16 protein-coding genes are annotated in these 15258 nt (G+C 37.9%); 4 read left to right on the top strand and 12 right to left on the bottom strand.

From position 1 onward, the window contains the following. Positions 1 to 57: 57 nt before the first annotated feature. The 11 genes from traV to mobH form a co-directional block, all read right to left on the bottom strand. Positions 58 to 570 carry a type IV conjugative transfer system lipoprotein TraV gene (gene traV / locus ABN099_RS17595; protein ID WP_023159932.1) on the bottom strand — a complete coding sequence of 171 codons (513 nt, stop codon included), beginning with the start codon at positions 568 to 570 and terminating at the stop codon, positions 58 to 60. Between the two features lie 16 nt (positions 571 to 586). Beyond that, entirely contained in the window at positions 587 to 1879 is a 1293-nt protein-coding gene (locus tag ABN099_RS17590; protein ID WP_053083858.1) for a TrbI/VirB10 family protein, read from the bottom strand. 3 nt (positions 1880 to 1882) lie between these two features. Continuing rightward, the gene (locus ABN099_RS17585; RefSeq protein WP_167759270.1) at positions 1883 to 2830 is read right to left on the bottom strand and encodes a TraK domain-containing protein; all 948 of its coding nucleotides are present in this window, start codon (positions 2828 to 2830) and stop codon (positions 1883 to 1885) included. Positions 2831 to 2876: 46 nt separating this feature from the next. Then, positions 2877 to 3530 (bottom strand): TraE/TraK family type IV conjugative transfer system protein, encoded by a 654-nt coding sequence (locus tag ABN099_RS17580; protein ID WP_048607610.1) that lies wholly within the window; start codon positions 3528 to 3530, stop codon positions 2877 to 2879. Further along, the gene (gene traL / locus ABN099_RS17575; RefSeq protein WP_023159936.1) at positions 3530 to 3814 is read right to left on the bottom strand and encodes a type IV conjugative transfer system protein TraL; all 285 of its coding nucleotides are present in this window, start codon (positions 3812 to 3814) and stop codon (positions 3530 to 3532) included. The genes ABN099_RS17580 and traL overlap by 1 nt, the downstream gene beginning before the upstream one ends. Positions 3815 to 3835: 21 nt before the next feature. Further along, on the bottom strand, positions 3836 to 4561 hold the full coding sequence (locus ABN099_RS17570) for a DsbA family protein (RefSeq protein ID WP_284551781.1): 726 nt from the start codon (positions 4559 to 4561) through the stop codon (positions 3836 to 3838). Positions 4562 to 4623: 62 nt separating this feature from the next. Beyond that, a complete protein-coding gene (locus ABN099_RS17565; RefSeq protein ID WP_048607613.1) occupies positions 4624 to 4905 on the bottom strand; it encodes a hypothetical protein in 282 nt (93 codons plus the stop codon). An 82-nt stretch (positions 4906 to 4987) separates the two neighbouring features. Then, entirely contained in the window at positions 4988 to 5647 is a 660-nt protein-coding gene (locus tag ABN099_RS17560; protein ID WP_048607615.1) for a DUF4400 domain-containing protein, read from the bottom strand. A gap of 11 nt (positions 5648 to 5658) precedes the next feature. Continuing rightward, entirely contained in the window at positions 5659 to 6009 is a 351-nt protein-coding gene (locus ABN099_RS17555; RefSeq protein ID WP_048607617.1) for a hypothetical protein, read from the bottom strand. Continuing rightward, a complete protein-coding gene (gene traD, locus ABN099_RS17550; protein WP_048607619.1) occupies positions 6010 to 7923 on the bottom strand; it encodes a conjugative transfer system coupling protein TraD in 1914 nt (637 codons plus the stop codon). Beyond that, positions 7920 to 10421, bottom strand: a complete 2502-nt coding sequence (mobH, locus tag ABN099_RS17545) for a MobH family relaxase (RefSeq protein WP_048607620.1) — start codon at positions 10419 to 10421, stop codon at positions 7920 to 7922. The genes traD and mobH overlap by 4 nt, the downstream gene beginning before the upstream one ends. 30 nt (positions 10422 to 10451) lie before the next feature. Between mobH and ABN099_RS17540 the strand changes: the two genes are divergently transcribed. The 3 genes from ABN099_RS17540 (at position 10452) to traA (ending at position 12389) form a co-directional block, all read left to right on the top strand. Then, positions 10452 to 11093, top strand: coding sequence for a hypothetical protein (locus tag ABN099_RS17540; RefSeq protein ID WP_048607622.1), 642 nt, complete (start codon positions 10452 to 10454; stop codon positions 11091 to 11093). Between the two features lie 16 nt (positions 11094 to 11109). Then, positions 11110 to 11916 carry a DsbA family protein gene (locus ABN099_RS17535; RefSeq protein WP_135017219.1) on the top strand — a complete coding sequence of 269 codons (807 nt, stop codon included), beginning with the start codon at positions 11110 to 11112 and terminating at the stop codon, positions 11914 to 11916. A gap of 170 nt (positions 11917 to 12086) precedes the next feature. Continuing rightward, positions 12087 to 12389 carry a TraA family conjugative transfer protein gene (gene traA / locus ABN099_RS17530; protein ID WP_245220354.1) on the top strand — a complete coding sequence of 101 codons (303 nt, stop codon included), beginning with the start codon at positions 12087 to 12089 and terminating at the stop codon, positions 12387 to 12389. 65 nt (positions 12390 to 12454) lie between these two features. On the opposite strand, the gene ABN099_RS17525 is transcribed toward traA, so the two are convergent. Beyond that, on the bottom strand, positions 12455 to 13393 hold the full coding sequence (locus ABN099_RS17525; protein ID WP_099660712.1) for a hypothetical protein: 939 nt from the start codon (positions 13391 to 13393) through the stop codon (positions 12455 to 12457). 308 nt (positions 13394 to 13701) lie between these two features. Here ABN099_RS17525 and ABN099_RS17520 point away from each other — a divergent pair, with 308 nt between their 5' ends. Next, the gene (locus ABN099_RS17520) at positions 13702 to 15231 is read left to right on the top strand and encodes a UvrD-helicase domain-containing protein (protein ID WP_167759269.1); all 1530 of its coding nucleotides are present in this window, start codon (positions 13702 to 13704) and stop codon (positions 15229 to 15231) included. Positions 15232 to 15258 lie beyond the last annotated feature (27 nt).

Genomic DNA, 15258 nt, shown 5'->3' with positions numbered 1-15258 from the left:
TTTGGCAATAAAAAAAGGACTTAAAAAGTCCTTTTTAAAATTGTTGCTGACCACCAGTTATTTTCGGTTATCTGGTGTTTGTAGTGGTTTGAGAACCGCATTGTGCTTGCGATCTGGACGAGAAACACCGACTTCCCATTTACGAGGCGATATCTCCGTGTAGACATACCCTGTGATGATAAGATCTCCATCTGTGTTTTCGTATGGGTCGATTAAAACACGCATTACCATCGACTCGCTTCTAATGGGTTGTGGGTTTGCCGCAGGTTTTGGCACAGGTACATATTGTCCAGACTCTGTACCAACCCATTTACTGTTTTCTGATTTGAGTATGTTATCCATATCGCTTTTGCTTACTACTTCTCCGTTGAGCTGCATTTGAGAAACAGTATCAATTTTTTCTTGATAGTTTTCACCATCAGTCAATTTGTGTACGTCACGAACACTCATACACGTTACTGAATTAGGCATACCTTTACAGCCAAACTCTGTTTCACCGACCATAAGAGATGAACAGGCGGTTAATGAAAGGGTAGTTAAAACCATCAGTGGCAATAGTAAAAATTTCATAGAGTAAGTCCGTATTTTAATTGGTTTGTCTGAATTGAAGTTGAACGCCTTTTGTGACAACAAAATCTATTGATCTGGCAGGGTCAATTTCAATTACAGGGAACAGGTCTTGTGCCATATCCATGTAAAAGTCAGCTAACCGGTTGAGTGCGCTGCCTACGCCTTTCATTGCTGCACCTTGTACCTTATTGCTGTTAATTTGTTGATAAGGTGACTGAGTTGGTCCTATTCCGTCCTGTGTTAACGTGATAGATGGAATTTGCTGAACACTGAACATTTCCGAGCCAGCTTGAAGAAATCCTGCAATAAGCGCTTTCGCAAGATATTGCCCCTGTTTTGTTACTAAGCGCCCACGAATACCGATTTTCCCATCCTCTCCGACGGCATACGAATCAAAGGTTGCTTCAATAACTGCCCCATCTTCTCTGATGCAGGAGATCGTGTTACTGCGTAAGTAGGCACGTTCTGATGATAGCTCGCCATAACCACTGCTAATAATTGCACAATCACGAATATCCGCGGTGTAGTTATTAGGTAAAATTGCTTCTCTTTTCACACGCACTAACATTGGATAAGGGTGTTCTCTTGCCGCTTTCGCTGTGGGTGCATCCATCCCTGACAAAGCAACTGTGGAAATAATAGAGCCAGCCGGTAAGTACGTTCCTTCCAGTTCAGGGTTCACATTTGCATCCGTTTCGGATTTTGATAATGTATTATTCGCTTTGGATTCTGAGTCGTGATTATTTGTACCATCATAGGTAGTCAGCTCAGGGTATTCTTCATCTGATCCAGACGTATTTGCTTCCTGTGTTGTGTTCGGACTGTACGGTATATCATTTTCATAAACATCATTCAGGTTACGACCGCCCCCTGTCTGACTTGAAGTTCTGCCGGTGTTGGAAAAGCTATTCGTATAATCCGGCGTGTTAATCTTCTCTTTCAGTTGCTTATCAAGCTGTTGCTTTAGTTCAGCAGAGAGATCATTTTTTTGATTTTCTAATATTTTTTGTTGAGCATACAGTTGTGTAACTTCCTTTTTATACGATTCCTGTACGGATAATAGACTATCAATTCGGTCATCAATTCGACGTAAATCAGCGGCAATTGATTCTTGACTAACTCCCTGTGTGTCAGCGTTGGTGAGCAAGTTTGTCACCGGTTTGTTGTTCACTGCTGATGCAGCGGTCTGATATTCGGGTTCACTGGTTAAAAAATACAAAGCTGTTACCAGTAAAATTCCACCACCACCCCATAAGACAAGTTTTTTCTGTTTTGGGCTCAGGTTTTCGTATTGGTCTTTGATAGACATGCATTACTCCGCTAGACGTGGGCGAGAATTTTCAGAACGAGTTTCCTCTGACGTATTAGATTTACGAATCACAAAGTAAGCCTCAGTCGATTGCTGCGGTTCTAACGTGTTATTGCTCCATAGAGCTCTTGCAGCTAATCTTGGATGTGTACACAGTGACTCATCAACAGTGACGGTTGTGTTACCAATGTTTTTAGCAACCCCAATTATTACGCCGAAATTACTGCCTGACAGATACTGTCCTTCGCTAAATGTGTATTTGATATTATCTTGTGGGCTATTTGTTCTGAACGCACAATTGGGTACAGAAATACCTGCATTGTTGATCCCCATAATTTCATAGCCAGCAGGTACATCACCCAATGCGACATTTCTTAGTAATTTAGTGATTGTGCGAGTGTATGAATCACTTTTTTCCCATTTATCTGCGACTTCCTTATTACCCGAGGCTGTAGGGGTGTAATACTTGCCACTGTTATATACAGCCACGTTTTCATCGTCTTTTTCTAAAAGTAGAGTTGCTTCAACAGGCGGTCTTTTTTGTGGGTGCAGGGATAGTGAAATTGCTTTACTTTCATCACCTTTATTCGTGATGTACATAGCAACAGGATTATCTTTGAATGCAGTAAAGTAAATTACATTACCCTCCTGTCTTATTTTTATTTCATTCTTTTTTATCGTTTGAACAACCGGTTCTGAAAACGGTGTAACAATTCTGTTAGGTTGTCCTAATGAGACTGGAATTAACGTGTTTTCACCTGAACGAATTGTGTATGTCATACGGGAATTAGTTTTAGCTTTTGATGAAATGACAGACGATGGCACCGGTTGAATATTTAAGTCGTCTGAAGCAATCTCTTTAATCGAGCTGGATTGATTCTCAGCACCGCCTGAAGGTTGTTGATCCTGACCATAGACAGAAATGGTTTTCGCTGAAGCGAATGAGCTCAAAGCTAGTGAAAGAAGCAGAACCTTACAATTGAACTTAGCCTGATAATTAATCATTTACTCTACTTCCTTCAATAATATCTTTAGACTGTGAATCATCTGGTAACACACCGCCGTTTGCTTCCTGCTCATACGTCGGCAAATATGCATCACCATTCTTTAATTGAATATCTTCGATAACGGGCTTATAGCCACGAATATAAACTGTGACAATGTAATGAACTGTCTTAGTCGTAGTTCTTCCTGTTACACTTTTAACTTCTTGTGAACCCTCGACAAAGTAGACGCCCTTCGCTTTCGGGTCTGTTGAAATACGAGTTGGTGTAAATGACAGTGATACACGGTCACGATTTATCTGACTGATAGCATCATCAATACTTAGCATAATCCGTTGGTAGCTATTGGGAGAAAGAAACGGCGCTAATGAGGATTTAACGAAATTTACTGATGAGGGATTAGTATTGCCAAGTAACGTTGCGATATAACTCGCCCACGATTGCATATATGCCGTAGAACCTTCATTTTCATCAATCCAGCCAGTTGTTTGTAAGTTAGGCGGCACAATTATGATCTTTTCATTCTTTCCATACAGAAGGAACAGTAACCCAATCGCAATGAAGCCAGTGCATAAATTAGATAGTGATAGGACTTTTGATGTTTCCTGTAGTCTGGAAACTGTTTTTGTCATTTTGAAAAATTTCATCAGTAGAATTCTCTGTCAAATGAATCAGGAATAAATGTAATTTTGTTGTCACCGATGCCAAATCGCCAGTAGACCAAATGGGCTAAATATTTATCAGATGCTTTATCAAGAAAACGTCCATATATCTTGCTAAGAACAACGCCAACCGCGATCATGGTTAATAATTTTCCAGTAAAAACTCCAATACCGATCATGACCATGAATGGAAATAGCTCGTCAACGGTCCAGAAAAATAGCTTAGGTGGATCATCAACACTGTGAGATATATTTACTACCTTACTCATTTTAAATACCTTATATATCAACTAATTGACTTGTGTTAACTGTCCCATTACTGCTTTGATTTCGTTTAATGGAACTGCGCCTTGTAACGGAACCGCTTTTTCTTGATATGAAACGATAGTGCTTGGAGTTCGGTCAAAGTTAAGACCAATGGCTTCTTGTGTATCGAATAAAATTTTCGCGTTGCTGCTATTGCTGTTTACACAGCTCTGAAACGCTGTCTCATCGAGACTATAACTACTTGCTAATTGAGCAATAGGCGTGCTAAATCCGCCACTTCGTTGAGAATCGAAAATGAATTTCGCAACTTCAAAAAAACCATAATTACCTTTTTGCTCATACGCACACTCTGTCAACGTTGATAGATACAGCGAGCGTTGACCATGACCAAGTGTGTGTTTGAACACAAGAGCTACGTTACCGCCGGATGAATCAACGAAATCGAGTAATTCAGGAAACCCCTGACCGCAATACGGACACTCAAAATCAGAATAGTGAATCAATAAAAACGGTGCATTTATGTTCCCGTAAACGCGATCATTCGTTGGTGATGGTTGTTCGAGTGTACTTTTATTGCTCTCTGAGATTTGTTCAGGTGTTTTTAGGGTTGTTGGTTTATAACCAGTTGCAGCGATATACGTGCTAAAAAAGTTCGCCAAATCATCATCATTGGCTATTTTAGGTATTTCAATACTGTCAACTGCTATCTGAATTTCATTCATATCAGCATTTAAAAAGTATGTTTTCATACCGGTAAAAGCAGTTAACGATGCAAGAGCAACAACACTGACGTGTGTAAAAGTTATTTTTTTCATTTCTTCTGACCAAGTTCTATTAAATCGCTACGAGAAATCATTTTCCTTTGTGGCATTTGATTAGACGCTTCGAGTTCATCTTTAGTGAGCTCAAATAACTTCAATACAAGTTCGCTTTCATCTTCAAGATAGACAGAGCTCAATGTGACTTTTGAAATATCGCTGTTAAATGTTCTAAGCGAGTTAGACAAATGAAAATTGACAGCCAACGTAATGATATTGAAAACAAAAATACTCGCTAAAACTGACGTAATTAAATGACTGGATTTATTAAGCATAGGACCCCCCGACAGAGGCATAATGTACCAATCTATCGGGGTTTTTTTTGGCAGAAGGGTATTAAAACAATGATGATTGTTTTTAGATTTGCTTAGGGAGATTACTGATCATTAAAATAATGGAAGTAGGTATGACAAATAATGTCATGACTGCATTTATAACTGGTGGTACGGGCAGTGGTATCAAAATTGATACTGCAACCAAGAAAACAGTCAACCCTATGAGCTTCATACTACGTCTGTTTAAAAAGGGTGATACATATGAGAAGTCGTATTGCTTCCGCTTCCATCTGCAAACACCGGCAATGAGTGAGGGTACTAAAATGATACAAAAGAACGGCAACCAAAATGATAAAAGAGCCATACGATACACAATCATATAGTTATGGTAATTTATCATTTTCGCTAAGTTAATGAAAAATGGATAGAAAATCCCACTTATATTGTTAAACGTTTGCTCCAGCGGGTCAACTGACACTGGCAATGGTGCATAGTAATTTGTTAATGCAGAGTTGATACCGGTTTGAACAAAAAAGTCATTATATAACTCATTGGCAAATGGGAGAATCTGGCTATGAAAACCACTTTTACCAGTAATCAATTCGCCCATTTTTAACTCGCTAACCATGTTTGATTTATACCATTCAGCAGGGATAAACAATGACATGATAATGAGTAAAACTGTTACCGTAAGTAACAGTTTTTTAATTGAACTACCGTTAGATTGTGTATCGGCTGACATTAATAACCTCTTTAGAAACTGGAAATAACGCTATTATCTAACCTTTCAGGGAATTTATACTTGTGATATTCATCTAAAGGCGAAGTGTTATTTAACTTTGAAAGAAAAACTATGGATTTTGAAATGACTATTGCTAGATTGTCCCAATCTGAAATCTTCAAATCAGTTTTTTTTCTTTGATAATATTTCTCAATTTGTTCGTTGAAGTAGTCACAGAAAATGGTTTCAAATTCAGTGTCCTTCATAGATAGAAGCATTAATATGATCTGACGGCTACAAATATTCCACTGGAGAAGAAAACGACCAAAATATATGTCGCTTGCATTGGATCTAAACTCATACTCTGGGACAATATTATCCATTTAACGTGCCTTATTAAATTCTTTGATTAGCATCTTTAACTTTAATACTTCTTTTTCGCTGGTTGGTAATTGTACAATTGGAATTTGACCTTTACATATATTCCCCGCTTTTAAAATAGCGCAAAACTCTAGATTTGGGAGGTTTCCTAATAGTTGTGGAGGAAATAACTCACTCTCAACCTCCATCAATCGCTCACCAATACTTCCGGTGATTTTTTCTGGATCTTCCCCCGAACTCGTACCATGCCCTCTTTGGATGTACTTGAAATTTGTAGTTGGTATTCTTTCTATTAAATCTTTTTGACCTTGAATATTGATAGTCCGTAATGCAATGTTATGGTTCGCATTTATACTAACTTGTTCTTTTTTCGCTTCAGAGCCAAGGGTTGCAACGTAGTCAGTGGTAGACTGTGAGGCAATGAATAACTTAAACCCTGCCCCTCTCCCTTTATTTTGAAGCCGAATAACCTGATCGTTGATAACTTCAGCAGCTTCATCAATAAGAATATTTGTGTCGCGTTTCTTTTCACCACGCGGTTTGGCATAGTTATAAATATCAGCCGCAACAGCAGTGATATCGCTTAGAAATATTGAGCCAACGGCGTTTCCTTTATCACCATCGGCAAGAGAATTAAGCCCTAAATACATCATTCCGTTTGTATTGATGATATCTTTCATATTAGTAATGACTCTTTCATCATCAATATTCTCACTGGACGGTGACAATACTTCATCTAACCCATCACTAGTTAACATACTTAATACAGGTAGTGCTGTTAATATCATCTTTTGGAAATGTTCACGATTATGCTGAAATAGGTCAATTCCACTTTTAATGAATGTATATTCCTTAATTTTTGCAATATCATTCAGATAGATAGTGATTCTTATTCCGGCATGGTTCTCGATAGTTCCTGTCGTTCTAGTCATTGATTGATGTTCTAATCTACGATCAAGAAGTGAGTCGTATACATCAGGAAATAGCTCATATCCTAATTTGTCGATTGCTTTAACAAGTAATTCAGCAAAATTACCCAAATTAGTACCAAGCTGTGCTTTTATATTTACAAGAGTAGGCTTTACGTTTGCGAAATTCATCAACTGCACAATAGTTGTCAACGTCATTGTCGCAAATGAAATAAATGGATCAGTTGTGTTATCAGCCTTCTGGATAACAGAAATAATACGGCTGGCTACTTCAGTTGAGTTGGAATAATTTGATATTGGTGAAATCCGGTTGGATTTATCCAAGTGTGCAATGGAAAGATAATAAAAATCATCTTCTCGTTCCATTAGTTTCATGCACTTATACATGTAATCCGCAAGTTCCTCATCATTTTTAGGGTCAATGAGAATAAGAGGTTGCCGTTTTAAAGCGGCTTGCAGAATAAGTAATTTGTAAAGAGTCGTTTTACCGGAACCCGTAGTACCAGTTAATGACGTATGTAGCGTCATTAAATCATCAGGTACGCTGATCCACTCATTTGAATTCCCTAATTTATGAATCCAGCCATGTCCCATGCTTTCATGATCATCGGGTAAAAACCTGTCAGCAACACCGCTTTTTAAAATTTCATACGCCCGTTGACCATGCTCATGCCGCCATGTAAATCCTTTACCTATCAATGTCGTGTCGCGATTGTTCATCATTTCTTTGACAACATCATAGGCTGAAGTAAACGTAGGAGCTGGTCTGGTTTTCAGGTTTTTATGCAAGACTGCAATTTTAATTGCATTTGGTAATGATTTCATGGCGAAAATGCTTTGTATCGCAGCAGCAGATAGCGTAGCAGTAAAAGGCATTGAGAGATATGCACCAACACCTACCGTAGCTAATACACCGGTTCCCCACCCACAAACTTCATACATCTCGTAGTTAGTACGAAATGGCATTAAATGTTTCCAATCACTCATTGTTTTTCTCGCATAAATTGAAGTCCAAAATGGCTGTTGTAGCTTTCAAAACTAACAGCCATGATTTGTTTGAATGTCGTTTGAGACACCCCCAACTTAGCAGATATTTCAATAAGTTCAGTCCGACTCAGCTCTATATATTGAATCGTTTTAAATTGGTTTTCGGAAATGTCGTTTTCATTGTGAATAGAAAATATGACATCTTCAATTAATGAGGTTGCTAAGTCAGGAATGGCTGGATTTAACATTTGTTCAATTTCAGAAAATCCTGTGATGATAAATACATCAATGAGTAATTCTTTTTTCAAAACAAGATAGAAATTTGATCTTAAAAGCACCAGCGCTTCGTCATCTTTAGAACGTGATGCTTGAGGGCTTCTGGCTTTCCATGCCGAGGGTATTTCGAGTTTATCATCAACCAGTAAGTGATTTTGATTTATGTTGCTAATTAACTGTTCTTTTGAAAGCCCTAATAGATATATTTCAAAAGCCTCTCTGATATGAAGATCAGCTGTAATATAGATATCACTATGCATACCCTTTTGAGTTGTAATCTCTACGGAGTCGGTGTCATCAAGTTTCACGTCTGCAAACAATGATTTCTGCTCAGATAATTGAGTAGCTACTGGTATATCAGTCAGTGATTTCATTGGTAGTGCTACTGACGGTTTACTCATGGCAATAATCCGTTCTTTTAACCCTAGGCTGTGTTTATGGGTTATCTCAGAAGCAGGATTGCCTACTGGCAGTGTATCACCACCCTGTATCTTGAGATCACATGCTGCTATAACTTGAACTTCAGGTACTTCAACGGCTTGTTCATTACATACCGGCTCGATAATGGCTAGTTCTTCAAGCGTTTCCATTATGCTAGTTACATTATCAGATTCTGGAGGTGTATCATTTATTATTTTATCTACAATATCAATCGGTTGATGCTTAAAATCTTTGTTTACGATAGTTGGTTCAGTTTTTTCACCTGTGATTTCTACATTAGTTCCAGTTTTTGGTTCAAAACTAACCCAACTCGTTTCGTTTTTGACATAAACAGATGCATGTGTTGGTTTTATATTTTCGCCAAATAATAATTCGTCTGAAGCTAATTTCACGCAGTAAAAGAACGTGTCTGGATCTTTTATAAACGACGCCGATTTGAGTAACTTTTTTGGTGCAATCTTCCAATAGAGTGAACCTCTTGGCGCTTCAATGATTACATCATGAGCTAATAGTATCTCACCTAAACTATCTGCTGATTGTGGGATAAAAATTCCAAGGTTTTTTATCTCTTTGCATAATTCTTCAGCGGCACTAGCCCAAATAATGTAGACCCCATCTGGCGTTGACCAAATCGGACTTGGAGGAACGTTTGGGGTCCAACGACCTGATGATATAAATTGGCGCATAGTATCAACCAGACGCTGAATTGTTGATACACCAGAACCGGCAGCGCGTATCGCATCACCTGATGTCAATTTGAGGTCATTTGCAACAGAGGCTCGGTCTGCGAGTAACAGAATATTAAACAACTGATTGCCATTGATTGCTTTTTTATCCGCCTGTTCCATGTTATCGCTGTTAGAAATTGCCTCTATGACTTTGAAATATAGGTTTTTACTATTTTGTTGAAGTAGTTCTATCACTTTCGCAGGAACAATTTTATCAATAAGCGAAGGTGCTATAATTCTATGATTATTATGTCTTTTCTTGTTCCACTGTAAAAAATACCTTTCTATGTCGTGTTCAACAGCCCAATGAAACAGGTTTTTTCCACTAGGTTTCCACTGATATACACCAGTCTGATCCCAAATTTCATAGTCAGACACTGGTTTACCAATGTCGTGCAGTAATGCAGTTACAGCCACTGCAAGACGCCATTTCAAAGCGTTAGCAGACCGTTCTTCAGGGGTTTCATTGCTATCAAAGTCCGTGGTCTTTGTGTGCTTAACTGCGATGTAACAGACTTCTAAACTGTGTCGTAAAAGCCCTCCTTGAGCTCTGTGGTGATGTGCTTCAGAAGCTGGTAGTAAGTGTATGAAATCAGCAGTATTACATAGTAGTGGCATGACCAATTCATCAAATAGCTCACCGATTTGCATTTCTCTTTTGATTTTTGTGATCATTTCCGCTTGGGTTTTAATCAGCAATTGTTTTCCGCTGATTCTTGCAGGATATCCTTCAATTTTTGGCGGATATCCAATCGGCATTTTGAATGTTTCTATTTGAGATTTAATATCATCGGGAATTTCAATCTCACCTTTTTGAAGTATGGAATGCTGTGAGTCCTGCATATCTGGCAATGTTGACACATCTACCGAGAAGGGATCTTTCCCTGATTTCAGTATGGATTTTAACCAATTTATAAACATTCGGTGAACCTGCTTCTCTAAATTTTTTGGATTTTTTGATGCAACAATGTTACCTGTTTTTAAATTTGCAATTTCATAATTAGAACCGTTTTGCATTGTTATATCGGGAAAAACTGCACCTAAATAGTTCATACTCACCACGATTTTCAGTGAGGAACTTAGATGAAAAAGTCATTTATATTTTGTTGTCTGCTTGCGACATCCTTATCAGGTTGCAGTAGCGCAGATAAGCCCATATTTGGGTGCGGAAATTATGTAAAAACATCCACAATTAGCATTGAATCGGGTTATGGCGGTACAGCCAATGACGTAATTGATAAGCGAATTGCCCGAAAAGCAGTAACAGCTACTTATCCTGCTGACTATACCTATCGTGAAAATTGGAAAGATACGAATAGGGGGGGAGCATCATTGCGACAACAAGGGTACAGGCACGTTATTGCATCACCATACGAGATCTACGACCAAGGCAAAAAGCATATTCCTGTGGACCGTAGCTTTCATACAGACCTATTAATAAGTAGTTTGGCTCGCAGTAGTTCATCACACATATATGCCAAACCCGAATTACCATCGTTTTGCGGAGAAAATTCACGAAGCTATTTTCTGAAGGAAACACCTGAAAATAGAAATTCTCGAAATGAATATATTCGTATTAAAGAAAAATACTGTTCAGATCCGGAGCATAAATTAACTAATGAAGAATTGGCTATTTTGCAAAATGGAGAACCCGATTCTCTCAAAAACTACCGGATGAAAATCTATATTAATAACCAAAACGAGCCATCACCTGCAATAAAGTAGAAAGGTATTTTTCATTATGAATAAATTATCAACGTATCAAAAATCAGTGATTGCGCTTTTAACTACAATGGTTGGCGTAGGAATAACCAGTACCTATTTAACCACAAGTGAGTTAAAGGAAACGAATGCACTATTGGCTTCGTCAATTACTATTCAAAATGCTACAAAAACAGAAAGTGCTGGTGTAAACCAGTCTTTAAGCAAAATCTTGTCTCTGTCCGAAAATACTGAGCCGGTCCAACAGCCTGAAGCTCAACCTGAAGAACCAGATCTCAATCTTTCCCAAGTCCAGCTTGATTCCAACACACTAACTTATGGCAATGAGAATGCGAGATTTTCACTTGTAACGTACATGGATTTCCAATGTCCATATTGCCAACGTTTCGCATCTACCCCTAAAACACTAGTTGATAAGGCGAATGGTGGTTTAGTCAATTGGAAATGGAAAAACAGCCCTCTACCATTCCACGAGCCAAATGCTACTGATTATGCCGTGAAAATGCTATGTGCTGGTGCTCAAAACACTGACAATCACTGGAAGATCATTTCAATGTGGGGGAATCATGAATTTGATTTTGCTACCGCAGATATGATCGGAATGTTTGAGTTAGACCCTGTTGCGTATAACACATGTCTTAAAACTGACTCTGTAAAGTTAACTTTAGATAAAGACAAGGCAGAAAGCCGAGCTCTTGGTGTTTCAGGCACTCCTACAACGGTAATAGTTGATAATAAAACTGGTGATAAACGTGTGATAGAAGGTGCTGTACCAATGGATATGTTTGTAAACACCATCGAAGCCATGATGAAAAAATCACAATAAAACCAATTCGTTTTAGCAACCTTATAAAAGATAAATATTAATTAGTAAATGTAAAATCCACGTTGATAGTAGTTTGCTGTCAATTTAATACTGTAAATATAGAAGGGTTAGATATGCAATTAGTAAAAACATGTGCCATGCCGAAAATTGATACCAAAAAAGTGCTTTTCGTGGTTTTAGCAGTGTTATGTGTAGCGGCACTGGCAGTTATGTTTGCCTATGGCAAAGGAACCGAGCAGTCCGGTTTCAAAGAAGTATGGATGCAAATCACTGCATATATGCAGGGGTCATTAGGTCGTGTGTTAGTGGGTCTGATTGTCGTTGTTGGTATTGCGGCGGCGGTTGTTCGTCAGTCGTTAATGACCTTTGCTGTGGCAGTTGGTGCGGCAATTGGTCTGTACTACGCTCCTGATATCATCAATGGCATTATGACTTCTTCAGTAGCTGTTACAACAGTTTTGCCTGTCTTATAATACCTTGGTTGTATTTCTTGAATAATAAAGCCGTATTTTTATACGGCTTTATTTTTATAGAAGCATTATAAATTCTTCAAAATAATATTATTGATATGGTCAGCCAATACTTCAGCTACTTCAATAATTGGTGTTGGATTTTCTTCCTCTGGAATTCCATTTGAATATAAATCAAAATGAGAACCTCCATTTTTAATTAAAAAACCATTCTCCCAATCTTTATCATCATATAGAACCGCAGTTGAATAACCAGAAGCCTTATCTGCTATAAATATTCTATGCTTGATATCTGGATAATTTATTCCAATACCTTCCATGATTGGTCCGGATTTTTTACTTAGAGTAATCTCTACGTGCCATGCCCCAAATTGATAATTTTCAGGTTTATAGATACGTACATGGCAATGGCTCGTTTCCTTGTTAGCTTCTCGAAGGGGCACCGGTTTCATTCCTTTATTCACACGAATAGCGTTTATATTTTCAAAATATTTGTAATAACCGTGGTTAGTATTATATGGGTTAAAAATTTTAGTTTCTGCTAAATTAATTTGAGATATCTCAGAGCCAGCTAGTTCACAGAATAATGCAAACCAAAGAGAATTAGCCGTAAGAACGGGGACGTTTCCATTGCCAAGCATTGTTTGACGTGCTCTTTGCAATATGTACTTTCCGTTATCAATCAGAATATTCTCTAGCTGACGATCCTCCTTGATGTTCAGTATTTCACAAAGAGCTACTTTATCAGGTGTAGCCATAGCGTTATCTACGGGAACCTGTTTTATGGTCGTACCAAGATCTCTTGCCAAAATTTCATCATAAGCAGCAACCAGCGAACTTGATGCTGCATACTGGTCATACCGATTTTGAAATATTTCTTCTAATTTATTTCGAAGAAAAGTAGATTTTGGTATACCGGATGCGGCAGCGAGCTGAGTAACTACTTTGTCTACTGCCATAGAGTTACCACGTATGGTATAGTCAACAGTGTCATGTTGTTTTGACATGGAAGTACCTCTTTAATTATACGAAATATTGCCGGTTCATAAAAACTTGGTCGTGGCTATGAATCGGCTCCCTCAAATCGTCATTAATCACACTGAATATATACGATTTGATAAATCGTACACTATCACTGCTTTTCGTGACTTGCGAGATTTATCTAGCCAGAAATTACCTTGCCATTTTAACTTATTGAATATACGTAATATTATTGCATCTTAAAATTAGATACCCCTCACGTATTCTTCCTCTCGAAAATCGTTTTTTTTCTATGGTACTCTCGATTACTTTGCACAGTAATGGACTGATAGGTATGCCAAAAATCACGCTTTCTCAAGAACAAGAAGCAATTTTAGCCTCTGATGCAAAGTATATTTGTTGTCAGGCTTATGCAGGTTCGGGCAAAACGTTCATATTGACTCAACTGGCAAAGCGTAATCCTGATAAACGCATTTTGTACTTAGCCTACAACAAGGGCATACAGACAGAAGCCTCACAAAAATTCCCGTCAAATACTAAAGTGATCACTACTCATGCAATGGCATATCGGTATTTGAAAAACTTGAAGTTCAAAATGAAGTTTAATTTCAATGGATTCGATGTTGCGAGGCTGCTAAATATTACCTCTGTTCAATTACAATTCCTCATAATCGAGACTCTAAATAATTATTATAGGTCCGCTGATTATTCGTTACAGATACATCACGTTCCAACAGAGAATACAGGGAATGGTAAAAAACATGCTGAAAATGTTAAGAAACGCGCATTAGAAAATGCAAAACTCATTTTTGAATTACAAGCTGATCCTAAAAGTGACTTTCCTGCTCCCCCTGACTTTTACATAAAATATTTTCAGTTGGTCGCCCCTCCTCTACATACATGGTTCGACATCATTTTGTTTGATGAAGCACAGGATGCCAACTTAGTAACAAAGGCATTGCTAGATAAATGTGAATGCAAACGAATCTTTGTAGGTGATACGCACCAGATGATCAACCGCTGGCGTGGGGCAAATGATGCCCTAGATGCATCTGTACGTGATGGAGCTCAGATATTGCGTCTAACCACGTCATATCGGTTTGGACGATGTGTGGCTGCTATCGCAAATGCCATACTGATGTTAAAAGGAGAGACTGTAAGCCTTAAAACGACAGGTATTACTGATAGGCTCATAAGTAAAGCTGAAGTCAAGAGTATCTTCCCTAGAACTGTGATTTCACGCACCAATCTATCTGTGTTGATCAATGCAATTGACGCTGGAAGATGCGGTAAAAAAGTGTTCTTCGTAGGTGGTATTGATAGGTATGCTTTAGACGATATTGCTGATTTTTACTATCTGTATATCGGCAATACTAAAATGATTAAGAGAAAAGCATTTTTATACGACTATCCAAATTGGGATCGGGTTGTAAGCGTTGCAGAAAACTCAGGCGACAATACGTTGAAAAGGACGATACACCTAATTGAAAATGAGCCTGATATTCTAGAGCTGGTTGATAAAATTAAAGAAGCAGCAGTTAATAATTACAATGATGCTGATTTAACGCTTGTAACTGCACATTCATCGAAAGGACTTGAATGGGAATATATTGAGATTGATGATGATTATGTTTCATTAGTTGAATATATTGAGAAAACACCAAAACAAAAACAGAATCTAATATTTATTAATGATGAATTAAATTTGTTATATGTTGCAGTAACAAGAGCCACAAAAGCCTTATCTGTATCAATGGTAATTATGGAAATAATTTCATTAATAAAGTACAGGAAGGACAAAAAAAGAACTATTCCAATAGTTACACCGGATGAACTTCATTTATTTTTAACTCGGACCAAGTAAATCTGTCCAACTATTTGATGATAATAA

This window comes from Proteus hauseri, assembly GCF_040139125.1.
Classification (GTDB): domain Bacteria; phylum Pseudomonadota; class Gammaproteobacteria; order Enterobacterales; family Enterobacteriaceae; genus Proteus; species Proteus hauseri_B.
The sequence above is the reverse complement of the archived record's forward strand: the minus strand, read 5'-3'. Positions and strand labels throughout refer to the sequence as shown.

Bases quoted from the DNA above. Each gene is read 5' to 3' on its own strand.
- traV (WP_023159932.1), bottom strand. From the start codon at position 570: ATGAAATTTTTACTATTGCCACTGATGGTTTTAACTACCCTTTCATTA.
- ABN099_RS17590 (WP_053083858.1), bottom strand. From the start codon at position 1,879: ATGTCTATCAAAGACCAATACGAAAACCTGAGCCCAAAACAGAAAAAA.
- ABN099_RS17580 (WP_048607610.1), bottom strand. From the start codon at position 3,530: ATGAAATTTTTCAAAATGACAAAAACAGTTTCCAGACTACAGGAAACA.
- traL (WP_023159936.1), bottom strand. From the start codon at position 3,814: ATGAGTAAGGTAGTAAATATATCTCACAGTGTTGATGATCCACCTAAG.
- ABN099_RS17570 (WP_284551781.1), bottom strand. From the start codon at position 4,561: ATGAAAACATACTTTTTAAATGCTGATATGAATGAAATTCAGATAGCA.
- ABN099_RS17565 (WP_048607613.1), bottom strand. From the start codon at position 4,905: ATGCTTAATAAATCCAGTCATTTAATTACGTCAGTTTTAGCGAGTATT.
- ABN099_RS17560 (WP_048607615.1), bottom strand. From the start codon at position 5,647: ATGTCAGCCGATACACAATCTAACGGTAGTTCAATTAAAAAACTGTTA.
- ABN099_RS17555 (WP_048607617.1), bottom strand. From the start codon at position 6,009: ATGGATAATATTGTCCCAGAGTATGAGTTTAGATCCAATGCAAGCGAC.
- traD (WP_048607619.1), bottom strand. From the start codon at position 7,923: ATGAGTGATTGGAAACATTTAATGCCATTTCGTACTAACTACGAGATG.
- mobH (WP_048607620.1), bottom strand. From the start codon at position 10,421: ATGAACTATTTAGGTGCAGTTTTTCCCGATATAACAATGCAAAACGGT.
- ABN099_RS17540 (WP_048607622.1), top strand. From the start codon at position 10,452: ATGAAAAAGTCATTTATATTTTGTTGTCTGCTTGCGACATCCTTATCA.
- ABN099_RS17535 (WP_135017219.1), top strand. From the start codon at position 11,110: ATGAATAAATTATCAACGTATCAAAAATCAGTGATTGCGCTTTTAACT.
- ABN099_RS17525 (WP_099660712.1), bottom strand. From the start codon at position 13,393: ATGTCAAAACAACATGACACTGTTGACTATACCATACGTGGTAACTCT.
- ABN099_RS17520 (WP_167759269.1), top strand. From the start codon at position 13,702: ATGCCAAAAATCACGCTTTCTCAAGAACAAGAAGCAATTTTAGCCTCT.